Below are 21501 nucleotides of genomic sequence, written 5' to 3'. Positions count from 1 at the left end.
ATAATATTCTTATTGCAAATTATTTTAATTTTACAAAAATTTTTCAAGTCATGTTTAAGCTGAAACTTCCTACCGACCCAAGGTGGGCAAATATTGCAGAAGGAAACCTTCAGGAAATTTTAACCGATCATGCCTGGTGCGAGCAAAAAGCAGCAACCAACGCGATCGGGCTTATTACTATGCTTCCGGAATATCCGGAAATTGTAACGGAACTTTTGGCAATTGCTCAGGAAGAGCTGGATCATTTTAATCAGGTTCATGAGATCATAAAAAAACGTGGCTATACTTTCGGGCGTACCAGAAAAGACGATTACGTGAATGAACTTGTTAATTTCATTCAGAAAGGAGGCAACAGAGACGATTTGATCGTTGATAAAATGCTTTTTGCAGCTATGATTGAAGCAAGAAGTTGTGAAAGATTTAAAGTCTTAACAGAAAACATCAAAGACGAAGAACTGAAAACATTCTATAAAGAATTAATGATTTCGGAAGCCAATCATTACACCACTTTTATCGGATTTGCAAGACAGCTTGGCGATCCTGAAAAAGTAAACCAGCGTTGGGAAGAATGGCTGGAATATGAAGCTAAAATCATTCAGTCGTATGGAAACAAAGAAAGCATCCACGGATAAAAATATACATTTTGAAAAAACCGGCTTTTGAAAATATTATGAGTTACTTCCTGAAGAATTTTTTTCAGGGTTTACTTATTATCGGTCCAATTGGTCTTACGGTTTTTGTCATCTGGTATATTGTCACTTCCATAGATAATATCATTCCTTCGATTTCTAAAGAAGCTCCGGGAATAGTTTTCGTTTCCTTATTATTGGGTACCGCATTGCTCGGCTACCTGGGAAACAAATTTGTAGTGGGAAGATTTTTTGTTGATGCGATCGATCGACTTTTAGAAAAAACTCCGGGTATAAAACATATTTATTCCCCTACAAAAGACGTAATGTCTTCGTTTGTGGGAGACACCAAAAAATTCAACGATCCGGTTTGGGTAAAGACCAACGAAAATCCTGAAATATGGAGAATCGGTTTTTTAACACAGAAAGAAATGTCAGATGTGGGTAAAGACAACTATATTGCGGTCTATCTTCCCCATTCTTATGCGATTTCCGGTTGGGTCATCGTCACTGAAGAGAAAAATATAAAGCCTGTAGTAGGTATGACGGCTGCTTCTGCAATGAAATTTGCGGTAAGTGGTGGTGTTGCAGGATTCCATTCTGACGATAATATTTTCAAAGCACCGGAATAATCTTTTCTATTTAAATAATATCACATCAGATATTATACAATTTTCACGATTCAATTTTTCAACCACAAAAGAGACAAAAGCAGACTTTACATCTTTAAAGTTTCTCATTTTGAAAATAAAAGTTCACAAACGAATGGGTACTTATCCATTTGAGTTATGAATTTTAAATTCATACATCTTAAACACTTTTGTGTCTTCTTGGTTAAAAATTACCGATTTTTACAAATAAAAACTAACAATACGATTTAAATTAATAGGATGAGCAAAGTTGCAATCATAGGCGCCGGAGTTTCCGGATTGAGTATGGCCAATTATTTGGAAAAAAATAATATTGACTACCACATCTATGAAAGAAGAACCCCAAACGACCTGAAAGGACACGGTTTTATTCTTCCAAAAGAGGGAATAGAGCATCTTTCAAGCATTATTAATATTGACGATCTTTATACAAAAGGAAGTTTTCTGAAAAAATACCTTCATTACAGCCAGGACGGAGAATTGATCTCACAAAAAGATCTTGATGATGTATTTGTGGTTTCCAGAAGTGCATTGATAGAAATTCTGGCAAAAGGAATCCCTGCAGAAAAGATTTCTTACGAAACAACAGTTGCCCTAAACGGATTTTCCAATGGAAAAGCAGATATTACCCTTGATGAAACAACTCCACTGGAAGCTGACATTGTAGTAGCTTCTGACGGATCAAGAAGCAGAATCAGAAGAACCATTTTCGAGCACGAAACGATGAAAGCCGTTCTTGAAAATGAGGTGGTAAACATTATCGAAAACGAAGAACTAGCCAGTCAAATTGAAAGCAACTTCCTGAAATTCCATCATGAAAACGGAGGTCTTACTTTTGGAGTTTTAAAACTTTCTCCTTCAAAAATCCTTTGGTATTGCCAGTTTGATATCAGCAAATTCTTTATCAATGAAGATTATACTCCGGATTGCATTAAACAATTCATGCAGGATCATTTCGGAGACTGGAATCCGTTGATTTCATCTATTATTGAAGGTTCCAGCTATGAAAACGCTCACATTTGGAGAGTCTATGAATTGGAAGAATTAAATCCTTTCTATCATGAAAATGTAGTGTTCATTGGCGATTCTGCACATCCATTGATTCCTTTTACAAGCCAGGGCGTAACTTCTGCTTTAAAAGATTCTTACACATTGACTCAACTTTTACTGGAAGAAAACGATCTTCAGGAAACATTCAAAAAGTATGAAGAAGAAAGAAAGCCTGAAATTGAGATCCACATCAAAAACGGAAGAGCATTGTTGAATCAATTCCTTTTACCGCTAAGCGAACAACCTAAAAATACATTACCCATTTCATATAAATAATATGTTTACAAACAACGATATTAATTTCGAAGCCCTGAAAAGAAAAGCCTATAACGGAAGATGGGCAACACTAGAAGACGGAATCATTCCTCTTACAGCAGCAGATCCGGATTTCAGAATGTCAAAGGAAATCGAAAACGGAATTATTGAATACATCAAAGACGGCTACCTTAGCTACGGTCCTTTTTCAGGAATTCCTGAGTTCAAAAAAAGCGTTGCAGAACATTTTAATACCGGAAAAAACGGGAACTTTACCTCAGAAAATGTTTTAGCGGTAAACAGCGCTGCCATGGGAATGTTTATGGTAGCTAAATATGTTCTTAATCCCGGAGATGAAGCCATTATTTTTGATCCGGTTGATTTCTTATTCAAAAAAACAGTGGATGCTGTTGGCGGAAATATCAAACTATGTGCTGTTGATTCCAAAACAGGAGATATCGACTTTGAAATGCTGGTTTCTTTAATCGGTCCGAAAACAAAACTTATCAGTATTTGTAACCCGCACAATCCGGTGGGAAGAGTTTATTCCAAAGAAGTTTTAAAGAAAATTTCTGAGATTGCCGCTGCTCATGATCTTTGGGTAATGAGTGATGAAATCTGGAGTGATATTGTGTATGATAAAAGAGAGTTTAATACCTACTCTTCAGTCTCTGAAGAAGCTAAAAAGAAAAGTTTTACGGTATTCGGGTTCTCAAAGTCTTTTGGGATTGCTGGATTAAGAATTGGAGCTGTTTTGTGTAATGATCAAGATCTTTTGGATGATTTTACAGAAAAATCAAACTTTAATTCTACCATTGAAGGGGTTTCTACGCTTTCACAAATTGCAGCCAGTGTAGCCATCGACAAAGCAAAACCTTGGTTCAATGATTTTCTGACGCATTTACAGCACAACAGAGATCTTGCACACAGTATGCTAAGCAATTCAGGAATTTTAACGCCTAATTTACCTGAAGCAACATTCGTAATTTTCCCTAAGATTGAAAACGGAATGTCGAGTGAAGCATTCGCACAGCATGTTTTACAGCAAGGAAAAGTGGCTATTGTTCCCGGTTCGGAAAGATGGTTTGGGAAAGGAGCGGAAGGACACGTTAGAATCTGCTTCTCAACGTCTCAGGAAATTCTTACGGAAGGATTGAATAGATTGATTAATAGTTTCTAAATATATTTTCCCACAGATTTCACGAATTGCACAGATTTTTAATTTGTATAGTTTACAAAGTCTGTGGGAAATTTTCATCATTATTTTTTCGAAATTTTATATAATTTTCCGCTGTCGGTTACTGCGTACAGATTTCCATCCATTCCGTTCAATACATCCCGGAATCTTTCTTTCTGATCTGAAAGCAATCGCTCTTCACCTACGACTTTATTATTATTCATCACAATCCTGTTAATATGTTCCCCACTCAAACAGCCGATGAATAAATTGTTTTTCCATTCTTCAATATTACCTGTATAGAACGTGATTCCACTTGGTGATACGACAGGATCCCAATAGTAAACAGGTTGTTCCGTTCCTGCTTTCTGAGTTGTTCCGCCATTTATTTTTTCACCAGAGTATTCAATTCCGTACGTGACATCACCCCAACCATAATTTTTTCCGGGTTGAATTAAATTAATTTCATCTCCACCTCTCGGTCCCATTTCCACATCCCAAAGATTTCCGTTTGGATCTATTGCTAAGCCTTGCGGATTTCTGATTCCATAAGCATAAATTTCAGGTTTATATCCTGCTTTACCAATGAATGGATTTCCGGGTGCAGGTTTGCCGTCTTTCGTTATTTTTAAAACTTTTCCTAAATAATTATCTGTTTTCTGAGCATACACTCTTGTTTGCTTATCTGATCGTTCTCCAGTACTTACAAACAGATTTCCATCCTTATCAAAAACTAGTCTGCTTCCGTAATGTTTATCACCATCATACGAAGGTTCTGCACGGAAAATCACCTGTGTTTCAGAAATAGACTTCAAATCCTGAGATAGTTTTCCTTTGGCAACAGAAGTTAGATTTCCCTTACCAAAAGGCTCTGAAAAGCTGAAATAAATAATATTATTTGATTGGAAATCGGGATCAAGCGCAACATCCAGCATTCCGCCCTGTCCTTTTGAATCCACTTTAGGAAAACCTTCAATTTTTGAAATCTGCTTTCCGTCTGTAGAAACCACATTCATAAACCCTGTTTTTTCGGTAATTAAAAATCTTCCATCGGGTAAATTAATAATTCCCCACGGTCTACCTAAACCTTTAGTTAAGACCTCAACTTTATATGGGGTTTTAGTTTTTACAGCCTTAATTCTTGTTTGTCCCACAAAAGCGGGTTTGTAAGAAGTATTGGGTTCGAGGGTTTCAGCACTTCCGTCAGACCGTGTTTGCTGAGCCGTTGTCTTTTTGCACGAGGAGAAAAAAATGACAATACAAAGGATTCCTGAAAGATAATTGTGGATTTTCATAATTGATATTTAAGTGGTTATAAAGATGAGAGGAAAAATAATGCCATAAAAAATTTGCGTAATTAAAATTTAATTCTACATTTGTAGAGCTAAATATCAAAACGTAGAAACATGAAAGAAATAAAACTTACAGCTTCTGAAAAAATACTCATGGAAATCTTATGGGAAAAAGAAAAGGTTTTCATGAAAGAGATCTTAGAGTCTTACTCCGAACCAAAACCCGCTCCTACTACAGTGGCTACGTTACTGAAACGCATGCAGAATAAAGATTTAATAGGTTTTACCCTTTACGGCAATTCCCGTGAGTATTATCCTAAAGTGGCAAAAGGAGAATATTTCAAAGAAGAAATGACCTCGATGATCGACCGCTTTTTTAACAGCTCGGTTACACAGTTTGCTTCGTTCTTTACGTCAAATTCAAAACTGACCCAGAAAGAGCTTAAAGAACTCCGTGATATTATAGATCAACAGATAAAAGAATAAAAATGGAAACGATTGTTTTAAAAATCATTATCTGTTCAGGAATTCTGCTGGGATGTTATCATCTGTTTCTGGCAAAGGAAAAAACATTTGTGTTTAACCGGTTTTTCCTGATATTCGCTCTTGTATTTTCTTATGGTGTTCCTTTTATAACAATAAAAACACAACAAAAAGCACCTGCAGAAAAAATATTTTTTCAAAACGAGGAAGCTCTTCAGACGGTTTCTTATTCACAGATTCCTGCATCACAGGAAGCGTTTGACTATACTTCTTTAATTCTTCCGATCTATCTTTTAGTAGCCGGAATTTTACTCTGCAAGCTTCTGTTTTCAATCTATAAGATCAAAAGCCTGAAAGGTAAAAAAATTACCTACAAAAGCAGAACAATTAAGATCCTTGAAGACAATACCCCTCCTTTTAGTTTTATGAATACGATTTATATTTCTAAGGATTATTTTAAAGAAGGCAGTATAGAAAACAGTATTTTTCTTCACGAAGAGATTCATGTAAAGCAAAAACATACTGCAGATGTTTTAGTTACAGAAATTCTGAAAATATTAGTTTGGTTTAATCCGTTTGTGTACTTCTACAAAAAAGCAATCGTTACCAATCACGAATTCATTGCTGATGAAGAAGTTATTCATGTGAATAAAAACATCAAAAATTATCAGGAACTTATTTTACAAGAAATTCTTAAGCAGCAGAATTTAAGCCTGATTCACCAATTCAATTTTAACAACACCAAAAAACGATTTATTATGATGACAAGAAAAAATTCAAAATTCGCGAAAGCAAAAAAGTATCTTACAATCCCTGCGTTTGCAGCTTTAGCTGTATTTTTTGTTGACAAAGCGTATGCAAAAGAAAATTCAGAAAATTTGATGCAGGAAAATAAAAATACTTTTTCTGCAACTCCTTCAAACGATCCTTATTCAGATTTCAAACTGATCCTGGAGAAATATTCTGATCTTTTAAATAAAAAAGAATATGCAAAATTTGAAAGGGAAATTTCTTCATCTGACAGAAAAAAACTGACGGAGCTTTATAACGAACTGACGGATCAGCAAAAAAAAGAAACTTTTATTGTATTTATCAATCCCAAAAAGTTTGAAAAGAATCCGCCATCAGCTAAAGATTTACAGGATTTTACCAATCAGAATAAATATGGATTATGGATTGATGGAAAGAAAACAAATAATCAGGATTTAAAAAATTACACTCCAACGGACTTTTCCCATAAATTCATCAGTAAAAGATATCCGAACGCTATCAGCAAAAAAAATCCTCAGCCTTATCAAGTCGATCTAATGACAAATGAATATTTTAAAAAATATCAACAGGAGGACAGTAAAATCATAATGGGTTTTAAAGCGGAAATCAATTCGGTAAAAAAAGATACAACTACTCCTAAGACAAAAATAAGTGCAAAACTTGAAAAAATTAAAAATACAAATGATGATAATACAGTCACAGATTTAGCAATTGCACCACCGCCTCCCCCTCCAGCTCCTGCTGAGAATTTAGTTCAAGCAGAATTCCCGGGAGGTATTCATGAGCTAAGAAAACAGTTTGCCAACAAATTTGACACTTCTGCTTTCGGAAAAGATGAAAAAGGAATGATGAAAGCAGATATTTATATATCCATAGACGAAAACGGAAAAGCGACCAATATAAAAGCTGATGGAAAAACACCCAGCTTCAATTCTGAAGCGACACGTGCCATAAAAGAAGTCCTTGCCAATAAAACCTGGACACCCGCAACAGCAGATGGGAAACCTATTCAAACGGTTTTCAAATTACCTCTTACCCTGAATTTTCAATAAATACAAATGATGATGATTAAAAACCGTTCTGAAGTTTCAGAACGGTTTTATTTTGTAATTTTGTTAGATGCAATTCAAACTTCAGTCAGAATATCAGCCAACCGGAGATCAGCCAAAAGCGATTGAAAAGCTTACCGGCGGAATAGAAATCGGTGAGAAATATCAAACGTTGTTAGGGGTAACCGGATCCGGGAAAACCTTTACCATTGCCAATGTCGTGAACAATGTTCAAAGACCTACTCTGGTTTTAGCGCATAATAAAACTTTGGCAGCCCAGCTTTTTATGGAGTTCAAAGAATTTTTCCCTGAAAATGCTGTGGAATATTTTGTAAGTTATTACGATTATTATCAGCCTGAAGCTTATATTGCCAGTTCAGGAACTTATATTGAAAAAGATCTAAGCATTAACGAGGAAGTAGAAAAGCTCCGTCTGTCTGCAACTGCAAGCTTGCTTTCCGGGAGAAGAGATGTTTTGATTGTTGCTTCCGTTTCCTGTATTTATGGTATCGGAAACCCAAATGAATTTCACAAATCGCTTATTTCTCTTGAATTAGGAGAAAAAACAACAAGAACTGCATTACTTCACTCACTTGTTAATGCATTATACGCAAGAACTTTAAGTGAGTTTCAAAGAGGAACATTCCGTGTAAAAGGGGATGTGGTTGATGTATTCCCGGCTTATGCAGATAACGCCATCAGAATTCAGTTTTTCGGGGATGAGATTGAAAAAATACAAAGTTTTGATCCCGTTTCCGGAAATGTAACGGCCAATTTTGAGCAGATACAAATTTATCCTGCCAATTTATTCGTAACTTCAAAGGAAACCCTGAATGGAGCCATCCGGGAAATTCAGGATGATATGGTAAAACAGGTTGATTTCTTTAATTCTGTTGAAAAACCTTTGGAAGCTAAAAGGCTACAGGAAAGAACAGAGCTTGATTTAGAAATGATCAAAGAACTTGGGTATTGCTCAGGAATTGAGAATTATTCGAGATATTTAGATGGAAGAGAACCGGGAACCCGACCTTTCTGTCTGATTGATTATTTCCCGAAAGATTTTTTAATGGTGATTGATGAAAGCCACGTTACCGTTCCACAGGTTCATGCGATGTACGGAGGAGACCGAAGCAGAAAAGAATCTTTGGTGGAATACGGTTTCAGACTTCCTGCAGCAATGGATAACCGTCCGTTAAAATTTCAGGAGTTCGAAACGATGCAAAATCAGGTGATCTATGTTTCTGCAACACCAGCAGATTATGAACTTGAAAAAACAGGTGGGGAATATATTGAGCAAATCATTCGTCCCACAGGACTTCTAGATCCCATTATCGAAGTAAGGCCTTCATTAAATCAAATTGATGATTTGATGGAAGAAATTCAGAAAAGAGCAGATGTTGATGAAAGAGTTTTGGTCACGACGTTGACTAAAAAAATGGCGGAAGAGCTCACTAAATATTTTACAAAATTCGGAATACGAACAAGATATATTCATTCTGACGTAGAAACATTAGAGCGTATTCAGATTATGCATGATTTACGTATTGGTCTTTTTGATGTTTTAATTGGGGTAAATTTACTTCGAGAAGGGTTAGATTTACCCGAAGTTTCATTGGTTGCTATTCTTGATGCTGATAAGGAGGGAATGTTACGAAGCAGAAGATCTATGATTCAAACTGTAGGTCGTGCCGCAAGAAACGTCAATGGAAAAGCCATTATGTATGCTGATAAAATTACAAAATCGATGCAGGCAACTCTTGATGAAACTGAATATCGTCGTGCCAAACAAATACAATATAACGAAGAACACGGAAAAGTACCGCAAGCTCTAAACAAAAAAATATCTGAAAATTTAGTCGGTCGAAGCAAGGATTTCCCTGACGAAAAATATACCCAAAAGGAAATTTTACAAAAAGTTGCGGAAACAAAAGCTTCTTATACTTCTGAAGATGTAGAAAAAATTATCGTTCAAAAGCAAAAAGAAATGGAAGCTGCAGCAAAAAGCCTTGATTTTATAAAAGCTGCGAAATTAAGAGATGAAATTGCGGCTTTACGGGATTAAAAGAACCTTATTTAAAGATTTCGGCGGCATCTTCGATGCCGCCGAAACTTATTTTTAAAATTTAAACGTTTTTGGATTTAGTTTTTGATAGTTTACAGATCCTCCACGAAGGGGAATTAACAGATCCATCAAACCATTCAATTTAATTTCATAAATCGTTGAGAGCTGCATTCCCAACTTTCCTTTTGGCATTCCTTTACGGTAAAACCATTCGAGATAACTTATGGGCAAATCTGCCAGAATTGTTCCTTCGTATTTTCCGAAAGGCATTTTAACGACACAGATCTCTTTTAATATTTCAGGGTTTATTCCTTCCACTTTTATACTATTATATCAATTTTATTATCTTTTTCCTCATCATCACCCGGAAGTTTGAGTTCGGGAATACCTTCCTCTGAAAATTCGTCTCTGTATACCTGAATTAAAAGTAATGTTAAAGAGATTAAAATGGGTCCAAAAATAAGCCCCATAAAGCCAAATAGGTTCATCCCCATAATAATTCCGAAAACGGTATTTAAAGGATGAATATCTTCCAGTTTTTTTAATAATGTAAATCTCAGGAGATTGTCTGTTAATCCAACCACCACAATACAGTAAATAGCCAGTCCGATTCCCGGTCCTGTATTTCCTTCAGCGATCATAAAGATACAAATCGGGACGTACACAATGGCGGCTCCGACAACCGGAATCATGGATGCTGCCGCAGTAAGGGCAAAAAGCAGAACAGGACTTGGAGCTCCAAAGATGAAATATCCCACCAAAGCAACAAGACCTTGTCCCATTGCAACTACAGGAATTCCAATGGCATTGGCGATAATGAGTTTTCTCATTTTTTCTCCGATCAATGAGACATTTGCCTTTTTAAGAGGCGCCGAAGAAGATATGATCCTTTCGAAAAACCTCGGTCTTTCAAGCATGAAATAAAGAATAAAATACATGGACATGATCACTGTAAGCGTATTGAAAGTCCCGCTCAACGCTTTTGTTGAAAACTGACCTACATTACTCTTCAGCTTATCCATATTTTCTTTGCTTAAAATATCAAAACCTGTTTTTGAATAAATATAGGTATGTATCTTTTCCAGAAACACATTAAACTTATCCATATAAGCTTGTGCGTTTCCTAATTTCTGGATCAAAAGATCGGCGATAAAATAGACCGGAAGAATAAGAATAATTAAACTCGCAAGCATTAAAACAAATGAAGAAAGCCACGGTTTCCATTTTTTCTCTTCCTGAAGATAGAAATTGTACTTCCTGCAAACTACATAGATCGTAATCGCTCCCAAAACAGAAGGAATAAACAAAGAAAGATTAAAACAGACCAACCCCGTTAAAATTAAAATAATAGCCAGCAAAGAAACTTGCTTAATGGCAACGCTGCTGATTTGTTTATCTTTATTCATCATTATTTATTATATGTTATTTGCCTTGGTTTTCCTAAATAAGCACAGTACGTGGAATACATTACCGTGGTCATAAACGCTCCCGTTAAAAGCACTCCGATGCAACAGGCAAGAAGTCCACAAAAGCTCAATATTAATCCTAAAAGTGACACAACAAAGAACGTTCCGTAATTGTCTTTTGCAATATTATATGCTTTTCCCATGGCTTCTGTAGCCGTAGCATTTTCGAAAAGTAAAATAGGATACCCCAGCAAAAAGAAAGGAAAAACCAGGAAGAAAGGAATTCCGCACATTGCCAATGCAATTCTTAATACAACATGAGTAATAAGACTGTAAATAAGGATATTGACAAAGTTTTGTCTGTAGCCGATAAACAAATCCGAAAATTCTATAGCCCCTTTATTATTATACTTATTCGTCATGTAAATCAATCCCACATATATTGGAGACAATAAGGCCCCTAAAACTCCGGAAAAAGAATAATACAGAGAAAATCCCGGCGAATAATGGTAGCTGTAATTAGAAAAATCCCCATCGGTATCTCTAATAGTTTCTCCAAAGCTCCAAAGATTAAATCCTACAATAGATTCCAGAATTGAATCTGCGATCACATAAATAATCATGCTTACAATGGCATAGAGAAAAATGCCTTTATACATTTCAAAAGCATGGGAAATAATAGATCCGGTATCCCGATTAGGTACGGAGCCTTGTTGGTCAAATTCGTTAAATTCAGACATGGTTAATATTTTATGGTTTATCAAATTTAAATTTTTTTTGATAAAACAAATGGTAAGTATCTGGAAATTTAACTTTTATCCGAAAAAACTGCTTTATAAAGTGAATAGATCATTGCATTCCAGAATGGAAATGTAAAAAGACCTCCGACAAGGAATACTGCAAAACCGACATATTTAAAGAGAAAAGCCACAAGAACGCACACTAAAATTTCTACGAAATGACTTTTCAGCACTTTGAAATTTAAAGATATAGCTTCAAAACTTCTTCTGTTGTTAAAGAACATAAGCGGTGCTACAAGAACCGTTATTAATACCCATATAAACGGCAAAATAATAGTTTGGGCGATCATAAAATAGATTAAGACCCAAAATAAAAAATAGCCTACATATTTAAAGAAATTAAGCCCATTGTACCCTATGAATAAATCGGAAATCTCTATCTTCTCTTTCAAATCTATTTTTCCGAAAATCTGGAAGAAACCAATATTTAAAGGATACAAAAAAACAAGAGTCCCTAAAAACGCATAGCTGAAATATCTGGAATTCTCTGTAGCTCCCAATTCTGCTGCTTTTTGAATATATGCTTCCGTACTTATTTTAAAAGCATCCATCAATTCTTTTTGTTGATCCCAAATTCCGTATTTGGAAGCAAAGAAAAAAAGCGACGTAAAAAAAACGGCAAAATAAATAATTGAAAACATCAGCTGGAAAACCAATGTCTTGTTCCAATAGAAAAAAGCCTGCTTCAAGATAAAATCAATTCCCGGTTTCTGTGGATATTTGTTCTGCATCAAAAAAATTTTGTGCAAAAGTAAACATCAATAATTACTTTTGTCGAATGTTTTCAATGAATCATCAAAAATTTATGGAAATGGATGAACTTTCTCTTCAGAAGGTTCCCTATTTCTTCATCGTCGATTTTCTTGGAGAGAATGTGGAAGTCTTCAAAGAAAGCGACATCAAAGAATCAGGCTTACTTATTGATTTTCAAAATTTTTCAAACACCGAAAGCTCTTCAGAATTAAATAAAAAAGTAGAATGGACTTCTTTTCCGGAAACGCAGGAAAGCTTTGAAAAAGGATTTAATGAAGTTCAGAAAAATATTCGTTTCGGAAACTCATATCTTGTTAATTATACAAGAAAAACCAAGATTGAAACAAATTTAACACTGGAAGAGATTTTTTATCATTCAACTGCAAAATACAAGGTTTTTTATAAAGATTTTTTCGTATTTTTTTCTCCTGAAACTTTCGTAAAGATTGTTGATGGCAAAATTCTGACTTACCCCATGAAAGGAACTATTGATGCTTCTTTGGATAATGCTGCAGAAATTTTAAAGAATGATAAAAAAGAAAAGGCAGAACATTATACAGTAGTCGATTTGCTTAGAAATGATCTGAGCATGGTAGCAGATGATGTAAAAGTAGACAAGTTCCAATACATCGATTTTATAAAAACACAACAAAAAGATTTATTTGCGATGAGCTCTGAGATTTCAGGATCTTTAAAACCTGAATTCGATGGAAAAGTAGGCAGCATTATGAAAAAACTGCTTCCTGCCGGTTCTATTTTAGGGGCTCCAAAACCTAAGACACTTGAAATCATCCTTAATGCGGAAGGATACGAAAGAGGATATTACACAGGAGTTTGCGGTTGGTTTGACGGTGAAAATCTGGACAGCTGTGTAATGATACGTTTTATAGAAAAAGAAGGAGAAGACCTTTATTTCAAAAGCGGAGGCGGAATAACGCATATGAGTAAATTAGAAGACGAATATCAGGAAATGAAAAACAAAATATATGTCCCAATTCATTGAGAGCATTAAAGTAGAGGATCAGAAAGTTTTCCTTTTGGAACTTCACCAAAAACGGATCAATCAGACTTTTTCACATTTTGGAAAAGAAGGTTCTATTGACTTAAAAAAAATATATGAAAAACTGGAACATGATGAAGACGGTCTTTTCAAGCTTAGACTCGTGTATGATCTTGATAAAAAAGTGCGTACCCAGATGATTCCTTATGCTATTCCAGAAATAGCCGATTTTCAGTTAGTAGAAAACAACAGCTTCGATTATTCTTTTAAGTTTGAAGACCGAAAAGAGCTTGATAAAATGAAGATGAAAGCGAAGACCGAGGAAATCATTATTGTAAAAAACAATCATATTACAGATACTTCTTTCTCCAATCTTTTATTTCTAAAAGGGAAAGACTGGTTTACCCCCTCTACGTATCTTCTAGACGGAGTACAAAGGCAAAATCTGTTGAAGCAGAAAAAAATTAAAGAAACAGAAATCACTTTGCAAAACATTAAACAGTTTTCACACTTTCAGTTGATTAATGCTTTAAATGATTTTGATGATATGTTTATTTATCCAATTGACAGAATTATCAACCTTCCGGATAATGAAGAATATTTAGATATCTAGCTAAAAGCAATTTATAATATAATAAAAAAGCATCCATATTTTAAAATACGGATGCTTTTTGTGTATCAATGGAATTTTAATTTTCTTTCATGAAATCAAAATAAGCTTTCAGAACATCTGCACTGTTTTTTCCATATGTATTTACTTCTAAAATTTTCGGCTGTGTATCTGCCTTGAAGAAATTCTCCATTACTCTGTCCAATGTTGGTTCATCCTCAACTTTTATGTAAGAAAAGCCAAAGTGTTTTGCCAGATGCTCCGCATTCTTATGATGTTTTGTAGCAATAAATTCATCTAATGTATTCGGATTCGCATTTCCTGGTCCCGGAATAATTTTGAAAATATTTCCTTCTCCATTATTAAAAATAATCACCCTTACAAATGGCGGAATATATTGATTCCAAAGTCCGTTGATATCGTAGAAGAAACTCAGATCTCCGGTAATTAACAAAGTCGGATTCGCATTTTTAATAGCAAATCCCATTGCCGTAGAAGTAGAACCATCTATTCCGCTTGTTCCTCTGTTACAGTAAATCTTACTTTTTCCAAAATCAAATAACTGTGCATATCTGATCGCCGAACTGTTACTGAAATGAATATTATAATTCTCAGGAATGGTCTGAGAAGCTTTATTGAAGAAATAAAAATCTGAAAAATCAATCTTGTTCAGGAACGATTCATGTTTCGCATCTTTTTTATCTCTTAAAACATCCCAAAGATTGAAATAAGGCTTAGGCTCGAGATTGATAAATTTCAACAGCTTGGCAAAGAAAACTTCCGGTTTTACTTCAACTTTCTCTGTTAACGAAAAATAGGTATCTGGTTGCCAAACCTCATCCAGATGCCAATGTTGCTTTGGATGCGCTTTTCTTAAAAACTGTTTTACTTTTTTTGATACTACATTCTGGCCTACCGTAATCAATAAATCCGGAGCGTAAGTTTTATAATCTTCTTCCGTGAAATTATAAATATAACGGTCAATATGTTTAAAGAATTTTTCGTGGTGTAGATTGGAGTTCGCCTCACTCAATACCACTACAGAATGATTTTTTACCAGTTGTGTAAGCTGGCTTTCCAATTCCGGACTATAATCTCTTGTTCCTACCAAAAGCAGAATTCTTTGAGAAGTATTCCAGTCTGCAATCAGATTAGACGGAATTTCATAGTCTTTTTGCTTGATGGTCTTTTCCACCGTCGGGAAAGTCGGAAGCTCGGAAACCAATTCATATAAAGGTTCTTCCAATGGAATATTGATATGAACCGGACCTTGCTTTTCAAAACAAAGCTCAATGGCTTTTTTAATAGTTTCAAAATTCAGATCTTCTGCATTTTCTTTACTGTCTTCCAAAAGCTGGAAATCTCCGTAAGAATGCTGATGAAAAACATTATTCTGTCTGATTGTCTGTCCGTCAAAAAGATCTACAAAATCCGTAGGTCTGTCTGCTGTTAAGATCAACAAAGGAATATTCTGATAAAAAGCTTCTGCAATTGCCGGATAATAATTTAACGCAGCAGATCCGCTTGTACACGTAATAGCAACCGGTTTTTTCTCACTTCTTGCCATTCCCATTCCTACAAAAGCTGCACTTCTCTCATCTACAATGCTATAGCAATGAAAATTATCTATTTCTGAAAAATGAATTGCCAAGGGAGCATTTCTTGATCCCGGTGAAATAACAATGTCCGAAATTCCGTACTGTTGAAGAAGATGTGCGAGTATCTGAATACTTCTTTTAGAAGAATATTTTTTCATAATACAAATTTAATTTATAAATGTTTAACTCTAAAAAGATTAATTTAAAAAATGTAATTTAGCACCACGAAAAATTTCTAAAATGGATAAAATACCTAGTGTAGACCTGCGTGATTTCCTTTCGGGTGAACCGGAACGCAAACAGAAATTTGTAAATGAAATCGGAAAAGCTTATGAAGAAATCGGATTTGTTGCTTTAAAAGGACATTTCTTGGATGATAAGCTTGTGAGTGAATTGTATGGAGAGGTAAAAAACTTTTTTGAATTACCAACGGAAACGAAACAGAAGTATGAAATTCCGGGAATTGGTGGACAAAGAGGCTATGTAGGATTCGGTAAGGAGACTGCAAAAGGCTTCAAAAAAGGAGACTTGAAAGAATTTTGGCATTTTGGACAGTATGTGTCTGATGATTCAAAATACAAAAGCGAGTATCCCGACAATGTAATCGTTGATGAACTTCCGGAATTCAACGAGGTAGGTAAGGAAGCTTACCAAATGCTTGAAAAAACAGGACAGTATGTTCTGAGAGCACTGGCTCTGTATCTTGGTCTTGATGAATTTTATTTTGATGATAAAATTGCAGAAGGAAACTCTATTCTAAGACCTATTCATTATCCACCTATCACAGAAGAACCAAATGATGCAGTAAGAGCTGCAGCACACGGAGACATCAACTTGATTACTCTTTTAATGGGTTCTCAGGGGAAAGGTCTTCAGGTTCAGAATCACAATGGAGACTGGATTGATGCGATTGCAGAACCGGACGAATTGATGATTAATGTTGGAGATATGTTATCGAGACATACCAACAACAAATTGAAATCTACGATTCACAGAGTGGTAAACCCACCTAGAGAATTGTGGGGAACTTCAAGATATTCTATTCCTTTCTTTATGCATCCTGTAAGCGGAATGTCTTTAAATGCTCTTGAAAATTGTGTAGACGAAAACAATCCTAAATTGTATGAAGATACAACCGCAGGAGAATTTTTACATGAAAGATTAATTGAATTAGGCTTAATAAAGAAATAAAAACAATGAAACCGGGTATTTTTACCCGGTTTTTTATTTGAATTGAAGTTTTATGTAATTTTTTTCCCTTAACATATTTTGTATTTTTCAGCTCTTCCCAGCTCTTTTTTAATTATTGAACTAAATTTAATTATAAAAATATTCCACATAGGTTTGAGTTATTAGTTTTTTGATTATCTTTACGTTAGTATCAAATTTCAAAACTAAAACAACATGAAAAATTTAAAAAAACTAAACAAAAGCCAATTAAAAACTATTACTGGAGCAGGAGGAGTAAAACCACTTCCAGAACCTGAGCTTTGCATGTATGCATGTCCAGATGGAACAATTGTTTGCGCAACATGTAGTGACGACTTCAAATGTCCGGACAATTCAATCTAATTGAAATTCAATACGCTTCATAAAAGAAACCGCTCCCAAAGGAACGGTTTCTTTTATTTAATGTTTCGTCCTGAAAAAGTATGACTAGCTTTTATCGTTCGGTAGTCTCCCTTTTTCAAGACTAGTCGGATCTACTTTTTAGCTTTGATAGCCTAATAATTTTCTTATCTGATAGAATACTCTTTCGATTAATCTTAAATCTTTCGTTACGATTTCAGCATTCCCTCTTAATTCTTTATCAAATTTTAAGGTTTTGTTGTATGAGGTTTTTAGCCCTTTAGAAAGAATAACATCTACATAATAATTTCCCTGTGAATCAGGAATAAGTGAAATATTCTGGACTTTTCCTTCAATAATACCAAATTCCTGATAAGGATAATTATCCAGCTTTATTAAAACTTTTTCTCCTGTTATAATTTTCCCTGAATTCACTGTTGGTACAGACATTCTTCCTACCACAGCTTCCTTTTCATCCGGTAAAATAGAAACAATAGGATCTCCCGCTTTTACAAACTGATTAACACCAAAAAACTGCTGAAAGCTTGCCACACCATCAGTAGATGAAGAAATAATATAGGTTTGTTCCCATTGCTTTAATGACTTTCTAAGCTGTTCAAATAATTGTAATGTCTGTGAAGAATAATTTATTTTGTCTTTTTCAGTATTAATAGCTGTTCCGCTCTTTGTCTTAGTCAGGTTAGAAATACTTTCCTCCATTTGCGATAAGGAAATATTGATGTTTTCTAAGTTTTGCTGAGCCTGAAGGTATTTTATTTTTTCATTTTCCAACTCTACAGCAGCAATAACACCCTGTGCAAATAATTTTTGAGATCTCTGATAATTTTTCTTGGTAAGTGTATATTTTAAAGCTTCTAAGTTTTTTTGCTGTTTTAAAGTCGAAATTCGTCCTCTATATTCTGCAAGACTTTGGTTTGCCGCCAAATTTTCCGGAGCATACGGCTGAAGCTTGGTAAATAAATGCTCATCCTGAAGCGCTTTTGCAAAACTGTTATAATCTCCCTGAAGTTCCCCTAACTTAAAGTAAGAGCTTTCATGCACCGGAAAAGACGATAAATGGTTGGATGCAATTGTATCAACAATTTTTTTAAGCTTTAAAACATCCTCATAATTTCCTGCTGATTGCAATACCATAAGAACATCTCCATTTTTAACTTTCTGATGATCTCTGATAAATATTTTCTCAATTTTTGAATTATTTCTTGCTTCAATTTTTTCCGGAGGATTTTGAGAGGTCACAATAATAGGAGCCGGTACAAATTCCGGATATTTGACCATATAGCTCATTAATACGATCATTATCAATATAATGAGAAACATCGTATTTCCCCAACGGATCATCCAATGAGGAGGTTGGGTAAGAATATCCTGAACGCTTTCTGAGCGTAGTTCTATGTTATCTAAAACGTCTTGTGCTGGCATCTTTATCATAAATTAAATCCCCATATAAGGGGATTTAACAGTATTTAATTTAAATAAATTTTCCTTTTAATAGAAACTTAAAGGGTTCCAACACATGTATCTTCGTCATACATATTTTCCCAGATACAAGATCCTTTATTTGGACACCACATTAAGTTACAAGGACAAGCATACCCTCCACCATCTTCAGGGATTTGATCTCCAGGAATGATTTGTGCAAAACAATCATCTCCAATTCCACCTCCTTTAATTGACTTAAGATCATTTCTTGAGATTTTTTTTAGATTTTTCATAATAAATTTAGATTAATTTGTTTCCTACTCTATTAGCTTTTCGGATTCCGCTTTATTTGGATTTTAAATTTAAAAAATAATTCTTACTTATTTGATTTATTTTTTAAATTTAATTTCCTAATTCCAGCTGGTTCTTTACAAGCCTGTAATATTCTCCTTTTAAAGTTACCAGTTCGGCATGATTTCCTTCTTCCACTACTTTTCCTTTATCTAATACAATAATTTTATCGGCATGCTTCACCGTAGATAATCTATGAGCAATAACAACCGCAGTTTTTCCTTCGAAAAATCGTTCAAGGTTTTCCATGATTATCTTCTCATTATTTGCATCCAGGGCGCTTGTAGCTTCATCAAAGAAAATATATTCCGGAGATTTGTAGACCGCTCTGGCAATAAATAATCGCTGTCTTTGTCCACCGCTAACTCCGATTCCTTCGTTTCCTATCTTTGTATTATAGCTTAGTGGCAATCCTTCAATAAATTCTTTAATATTCGCAATTTCAACTGCTTTTCTCAACTTTGCTTTGTCCACATAATCTTCACCAACTGCAATATTATTGGAAATTGTATCATTAAAGACATATCCTTCCTGCATTACCACTCCACACTGATCTCTCCAAAATCTCGGAGAAATACTTTTCATTTGGGTATTCCCTATTTTTATTTCTCCTTCATTAGGTTCATAGAACTTCATTAATAATTTTAACAGAGTGGTTTTACCACTTCCACTTGCTCCAACAATAGCTGTCGTTTTCCGGTAGGGAATTGAAAGATTTAAATTTTCAAAAACATTCTGTTCTGTCCCAATATACCTGAATGACATATCAGTGATCTCAATATCCTGATGAGGAATATCCGTTACATATTGCTCATCTTTGCTTTCTTCATCATCTTTATCATGAATTTCTCCCAATCTTTCAAGTGAAATTTTGGCATCCTGTGTTTGTCTGATAAAATCGATCAGCTGCATTAGAGGACTGTTAAGTTGCCCTATAATATATTGTACGGAAAGCATCATCCCCAATGTAAGATTTCCGGTTAATACCAGCTTGGCAGATAAAAAACTGATCAGAATATCTTTCATCTGATTGATAAAATTACCTCCCACAGATTGCCATTGTTCTAATGATAAAGATTTTATCCTTAGCTTAAATAGCTTTACCTGCAAAAATTCCCAATCCCAGCGTTTTTGCTTTTCAGCATTATGCATTTTTATCTCCTGCATTCCGTTGATAAGCTCAATCACCTTACTTTGCTCCTGAGAAACCTGAGAAAACCTTTTATAATCAAGTTCTTTCCTTTTTTTCAGGAAGAACGTTATCCAGCCTACATAAAGTGCCGCTCCAATAAAGTATACAATAAACAGTCTGTAATCATAGAATAGCAGGACTATACTGAAGATGATAAGATTGACCAATGAAAACAATGTATTCAGCGAAGAACTCGTAAGAAGCTGCTCAATTCTGTGATGATCATTGATTCTCTGCATGATATCCCCTGTCATTCTGGTATCAAAGAAACTGATTGGAAGTTTCATTAATTTGATAAAGAAATCTGAAATGATGGAAATATTTATTCTTGTTGAAAGATGAAGCAAAATCCAACTCCTGATAATCTCAATACCCATTCTTCCCAGGAAAAGCATGATCTGGGCTAAAAGTATAATGTAAATGAAATTCAAATCCTGATTCTGAATCCCAACATCTACAATACTCTGGGTAAGGAACGGAAGAATAAGAGAAAGTAAACTTCCCGCCAAGAGCCCCATCGCCAATTGTATAATAAGCGATTTATATTTCAGAAGATATTTTGAAAGAAATGAAAAACTGGCCTTACTTTCCTCATCATCAAATTCGGTTTGAAAAAAAGCAGGTGTTGTTTCAAGAATAAGCGCTATCCCTTCTTCTGTTTTTTCATTCGCATTTTCTCCGATCCAGCGTCTGATAAACTCATCCTTTGTATAAGAAATAAGTCCATAACTGGGATCAGAAATATAAACCTGATTGTTTTTATCAATTTTATAAACAACTACAAAATGGTTTTTATTCCAGTGAACAATACAGGGAAACGGAACTTCTACAGCAAGTGTTTCAAAATCAACCTGAACTCCTAAAGATCGGTATCCCATATCTTCAGCAGCATCACTTAATCCTAATAAACTACTGCCATCTCGTGTTGTTTCTGATAAATTACGGATCTGTTGCAAAGAAATACTTTTGCCGTAATGCTTACTAATAATTCTGAGACAGGTCGGACCGCAATCTTTAGAATCCGGTTGAAGGTAAAAAGGAAATTTTTTCATTATCCGTTAAAATTAGAGACTGTTATTAACAGTCTCTTAAATAAAGTTTTTCTTAGCAGCCTGCCGGAGCTGGTATTATAGCACTCCACCCACATACTCTTATATTAGTAGCTCCTTCAGGAACATTATAATCATAGTGATTTATAGGAACACCGATCCCATTAACATCATTTGGCATGCTATAGCAGTATCCAACATTATAGCATTGAACCCATTCTGGATTATTAGGATTTCGGTACCCTCCTGCAATTTTAGACAAATCTGCTCTAGAAATTTTCTTTAAATTTTTCATAAAAATATTGATTTAAT

General features: G+C 34.8%; 21 protein-coding genes. 11 read left to right on the top strand and 10 right to left on the bottom strand.

What is annotated here, in order from left to right:
* The first annotated feature begins 50 nt into the window (after window positions 1-50).
* From miaE to JI747_RS08870, 4 genes are all read left to right on the top strand, one after another.
* Window positions 51-632, top strand: a complete 582-nt coding sequence (miaE, locus tag JI747_RS08885; RefSeq protein ID WP_039371991.1) for a tRNA-(ms[2]io[6]A)-hydroxylase — start codon at window positions 51-53, stop codon at window positions 630-632.
* 11 nt (window positions 633-643) lie between these two features.
* On the top strand, window positions 644-1261 hold the full coding sequence (locus JI747_RS08880) for a DUF502 domain-containing protein (protein WP_225687851.1): 618 nt from the start codon (window positions 644-646) through the stop codon (window positions 1259-1261).
* 258 nt (window positions 1262-1519) lie between these two features.
* Entirely contained in the window at window positions 1520-2605 is a 1086-nt protein-coding gene (locus JI747_RS08875; RefSeq protein ID WP_225687849.1) for an FAD-dependent oxidoreductase, read from the top strand.
* Window position 2606: 1 nt separating this feature from the next.
* Complete coding sequence (locus JI747_RS08870) at window positions 2607-3764, top strand: pyridoxal phosphate-dependent aminotransferase (RefSeq protein ID WP_225687848.1); 1158 nt, start codon at window positions 2607-2609, stop codon at window positions 3762-3764.
* 80 nt (window positions 3765-3844) lie between these two features.
* Here JI747_RS08870 and JI747_RS08865 read toward each other — a convergent pair whose 3' ends face one another.
* Window positions 3845-5056, bottom strand: coding sequence for a PQQ-dependent sugar dehydrogenase (locus tag JI747_RS08865; RefSeq protein WP_225687847.1), 1212 nt, complete (start codon window positions 5054-5056; stop codon window positions 3845-3847).
* 111 nt (window positions 5057-5167) lie between these two features.
* Between JI747_RS08865 and JI747_RS08860 the strand changes: the two genes are divergently transcribed.
* From JI747_RS08860 to uvrB, 3 genes are all read left to right on the top strand, one after another.
* The gene (locus tag JI747_RS08860) at window positions 5168-5539 is read left to right on the top strand and encodes a BlaI/MecI/CopY family transcriptional regulator (RefSeq protein ID WP_225687846.1); all 372 of its coding nucleotides are present in this window, start codon (window positions 5168-5170) and stop codon (window positions 5537-5539) included.
* 2 nt (window positions 5540-5541) lie between these two features.
* Window positions 5542-7359 (top strand): M56 family metallopeptidase, encoded by a 1818-nt coding sequence (locus JI747_RS08855; protein ID WP_225687845.1) that lies wholly within the window; start codon window positions 5542-5544, stop codon window positions 7357-7359.
* A 67-nt stretch (window positions 7360-7426) separates the two neighbouring features.
* Entirely contained in the window at window positions 7427-9418 is a 1992-nt protein-coding gene (gene uvrB / locus JI747_RS08850) for an excinuclease ABC subunit UvrB (protein WP_225687844.1), read from the top strand.
* Between the two features lie 54 nt (window positions 9419-9472).
* Here uvrB and JI747_RS08845 read toward each other — a convergent pair whose 3' ends face one another.
* The 4 genes from JI747_RS08845 to JI747_RS08830 form a co-directional block, all read right to left on the bottom strand.
* Complete coding sequence (locus JI747_RS08845) at window positions 9473-9727, bottom strand: DUF3820 family protein (RefSeq protein ID WP_225688242.1); 255 nt, start codon at window positions 9725-9727, stop codon at window positions 9473-9475.
* Between the two features lie 11 nt (window positions 9728-9738).
* Entirely contained in the window at window positions 9739-10827 is a 1089-nt protein-coding gene (locus JI747_RS08840; RefSeq protein WP_225687843.1) for an AI-2E family transporter, read from the bottom strand.
* On the bottom strand, window positions 10827-11564 hold the full coding sequence (locus tag JI747_RS08835) for a beta-carotene 15,15'-monooxygenase (protein ID WP_225687842.1): 738 nt from the start codon (window positions 11562-11564) through the stop codon (window positions 10827-10829). The genes JI747_RS08840 and JI747_RS08835 overlap by 1 nt, the downstream gene beginning before the upstream one ends.
* 68 nt (window positions 11565-11632) lie before the next feature.
* The gene (locus JI747_RS08830) at window positions 11633-12355 is read right to left on the bottom strand and encodes a hypothetical protein (protein ID WP_225687841.1); all 723 of its coding nucleotides are present in this window, start codon (window positions 12353-12355) and stop codon (window positions 11633-11635) included.
* A gap of 47 nt (window positions 12356-12402) precedes the next feature.
* Between JI747_RS08830 and JI747_RS08825 the strand changes: the two genes are divergently transcribed.
* Together JI747_RS08825 and JI747_RS08820 are read left to right on the top strand one after the other, a co-directional pair.
* Window positions 12403-13380, top strand: coding sequence for an aminodeoxychorismate synthase component I (locus JI747_RS08825; RefSeq protein ID WP_225687839.1), 978 nt, complete (start codon window positions 12403-12405; stop codon window positions 13378-13380).
* Window positions 13364-13990 carry an aminotransferase class IV gene (locus JI747_RS08820; RefSeq protein ID WP_225687837.1) on the top strand — a complete coding sequence of 209 codons (627 nt, stop codon included), beginning with the start codon at window positions 13364-13366 and terminating at the stop codon, window positions 13988-13990. The genes JI747_RS08825 and JI747_RS08820 overlap by 17 nt, the downstream gene beginning before the upstream one ends.
* Before the next feature lie 76 nt (window positions 13991-14066).
* On the opposite strand, the gene menD is transcribed toward JI747_RS08820, so the two are convergent.
* On the bottom strand, window positions 14067-15743 hold the full coding sequence (menD, locus tag JI747_RS08815) for a 2-succinyl-5-enolpyruvyl-6-hydroxy-3-cyclohexene-1-carboxylic-acid synthase (RefSeq protein WP_225687835.1): 1677 nt from the start codon (window positions 15741-15743) through the stop codon (window positions 14067-14069).
* A gap of 82 nt (window positions 15744-15825) precedes the next feature.
* Between menD and JI747_RS08810 the strand changes: the two genes are divergently transcribed.
* A complete protein-coding gene (locus JI747_RS08810) occupies window positions 15826-16776 on the top strand; it encodes an isopenicillin N synthase family dioxygenase (RefSeq protein WP_225687833.1) in 951 nt (316 codons plus the stop codon).
* A 213-nt stretch (window positions 16777-16989) separates the two neighbouring features.
* Window positions 16990-17157: a bacteriocin-like protein gene (locus JI747_RS08805; RefSeq protein ID WP_225687831.1), complete on the top strand. Its 168-nt coding sequence runs from the start codon at window positions 16990-16992 to the stop codon at window positions 17155-17157.
* Between the two features lie 138 nt (window positions 17158-17295).
* Here JI747_RS08805 and JI747_RS08800 read toward each other — a convergent pair whose 3' ends face one another.
* The 4 genes from JI747_RS08800 to JI747_RS08785 form a co-directional block, all read right to left on the bottom strand.
* The gene (locus tag JI747_RS08800) at window positions 17296-18597 is read right to left on the bottom strand and encodes an HlyD family secretion protein (RefSeq protein ID WP_225687829.1); all 1302 of its coding nucleotides are present in this window, start codon (window positions 18595-18597) and stop codon (window positions 17296-17298) included.
* 77 nt (window positions 18598-18674) lie between these two features.
* Complete coding sequence (locus JI747_RS08795; RefSeq protein WP_225687827.1) at window positions 18675-18890, bottom strand: bacteriocin-like protein; 216 nt, start codon at window positions 18888-18890, stop codon at window positions 18675-18677.
* Between the two features lie 109 nt (window positions 18891-18999).
* Entirely contained in the window at window positions 19000-21192 is a 2193-nt protein-coding gene (locus tag JI747_RS08790) for a peptidase domain-containing ABC transporter (RefSeq protein ID WP_225687825.1), read from the bottom strand.
* Window positions 21193-21244: 52 nt separating this feature from the next.
* Entirely contained in the window at window positions 21245-21484 is a 240-nt protein-coding gene (locus JI747_RS08785; protein ID WP_225687823.1) for a bacteriocin-like protein, read from the bottom strand.
* Window positions 21485-21501 lie beyond the last annotated feature (17 nt).

Source organism: Chryseobacterium tagetis (assembly GCF_016735585.2).
GTDB lineage: Bacteria > Bacteroidota > Bacteroidia > Flavobacteriales > Weeksellaceae > Chryseobacterium > Chryseobacterium tagetis.
This window is presented reverse-complemented; position numbering and strand designations above follow the sequence as displayed.

Bases quoted from the DNA above. Each gene is read 5' to 3' on its own strand.
- JI747_RS08795 (WP_225687827.1), bottom strand. From the start codon at position 18,890: ATGAAAAATCTAAAAAAAATCTCAAGAAATGATCTTAAGTCAATTAAA.
- JI747_RS08790 (WP_225687825.1), bottom strand. From the start codon at position 21,192: ATGAAAAAATTTCCTTTTTACCTTCAACCGGATTCTAAAGATTGCGGT.
- JI747_RS08830 (WP_225687841.1), bottom strand. From the start codon at position 12,355: ATGCAGAACAAATATCCACAGAAACCGGGAATTGATTTTATCTTGAAG.
- JI747_RS08875 (WP_225687849.1), top strand. From the start codon at position 1,520: ATGAGCAAAGTTGCAATCATAGGCGCCGGAGTTTCCGGATTGAGTATG.
- JI747_RS08840 (WP_225687843.1), bottom strand. From the start codon at position 10,827: ATGATGAATAAAGATAAACAAATCAGCAGCGTTGCCATTAAGCAAGTT.
- JI747_RS08805 (WP_225687831.1), top strand. From the start codon at position 16,990: ATGAAAAATTTAAAAAAACTAAACAAAAGCCAATTAAAAACTATTACT.
- JI747_RS08835 (WP_225687842.1), bottom strand. From the start codon at position 11,564: ATGTCTGAATTTAACGAATTTGACCAACAAGGCTCCGTACCTAATCGG.
- miaE (WP_039371991.1), top strand. From the start codon at position 51: ATGTTTAAGCTGAAACTTCCTACCGACCCAAGGTGGGCAAATATTGCA.
- menD (WP_225687835.1), bottom strand. From the start codon at position 15,743: ATGAAAAAATATTCTTCTAAAAGAAGTATTCAGATACTCGCACATCTT.
- JI747_RS08860 (WP_225687846.1), top strand. From the start codon at position 5,168: ATGAAAGAAATAAAACTTACAGCTTCTGAAAAAATACTCATGGAAATC.
- JI747_RS08865 (WP_225687847.1), bottom strand. From the start codon at position 5,056: ATGAAAATCCACAATTATCTTTCAGGAATCCTTTGTATTGTCATTTTT.
- JI747_RS08870 (WP_225687848.1), top strand. From the start codon at position 2,607: ATGTTTACAAACAACGATATTAATTTCGAAGCCCTGAAAAGAAAAGCC.
- JI747_RS08785 (WP_225687823.1), bottom strand. From the start codon at position 21,484: ATGAAAAATTTAAAGAAAATTTCTAGAGCAGATTTGTCTAAAATTGCA.
- uvrB (WP_225687844.1), top strand. From the start codon at position 7,427: ATGCAATTCAAACTTCAGTCAGAATATCAGCCAACCGGAGATCAGCCA.
- JI747_RS08855 (WP_225687845.1), top strand. From the start codon at position 5,542: ATGGAAACGATTGTTTTAAAAATCATTATCTGTTCAGGAATTCTGCTG.
- JI747_RS08810 (WP_225687833.1), top strand. From the start codon at position 15,826: ATGGATAAAATACCTAGTGTAGACCTGCGTGATTTCCTTTCGGGTGAA.
- JI747_RS08800 (WP_225687829.1), bottom strand. From the start codon at position 18,597: ATGCCAGCACAAGACGTTTTAGATAACATAGAACTACGCTCAGAAAGC.
- JI747_RS08825 (WP_225687839.1), top strand. From the start codon at position 12,403: ATGTTTTCAATGAATCATCAAAAATTTATGGAAATGGATGAACTTTCT.
- JI747_RS08820 (WP_225687837.1), top strand. From the start codon at position 13,364: ATGTCCCAATTCATTGAGAGCATTAAAGTAGAGGATCAGAAAGTTTTC.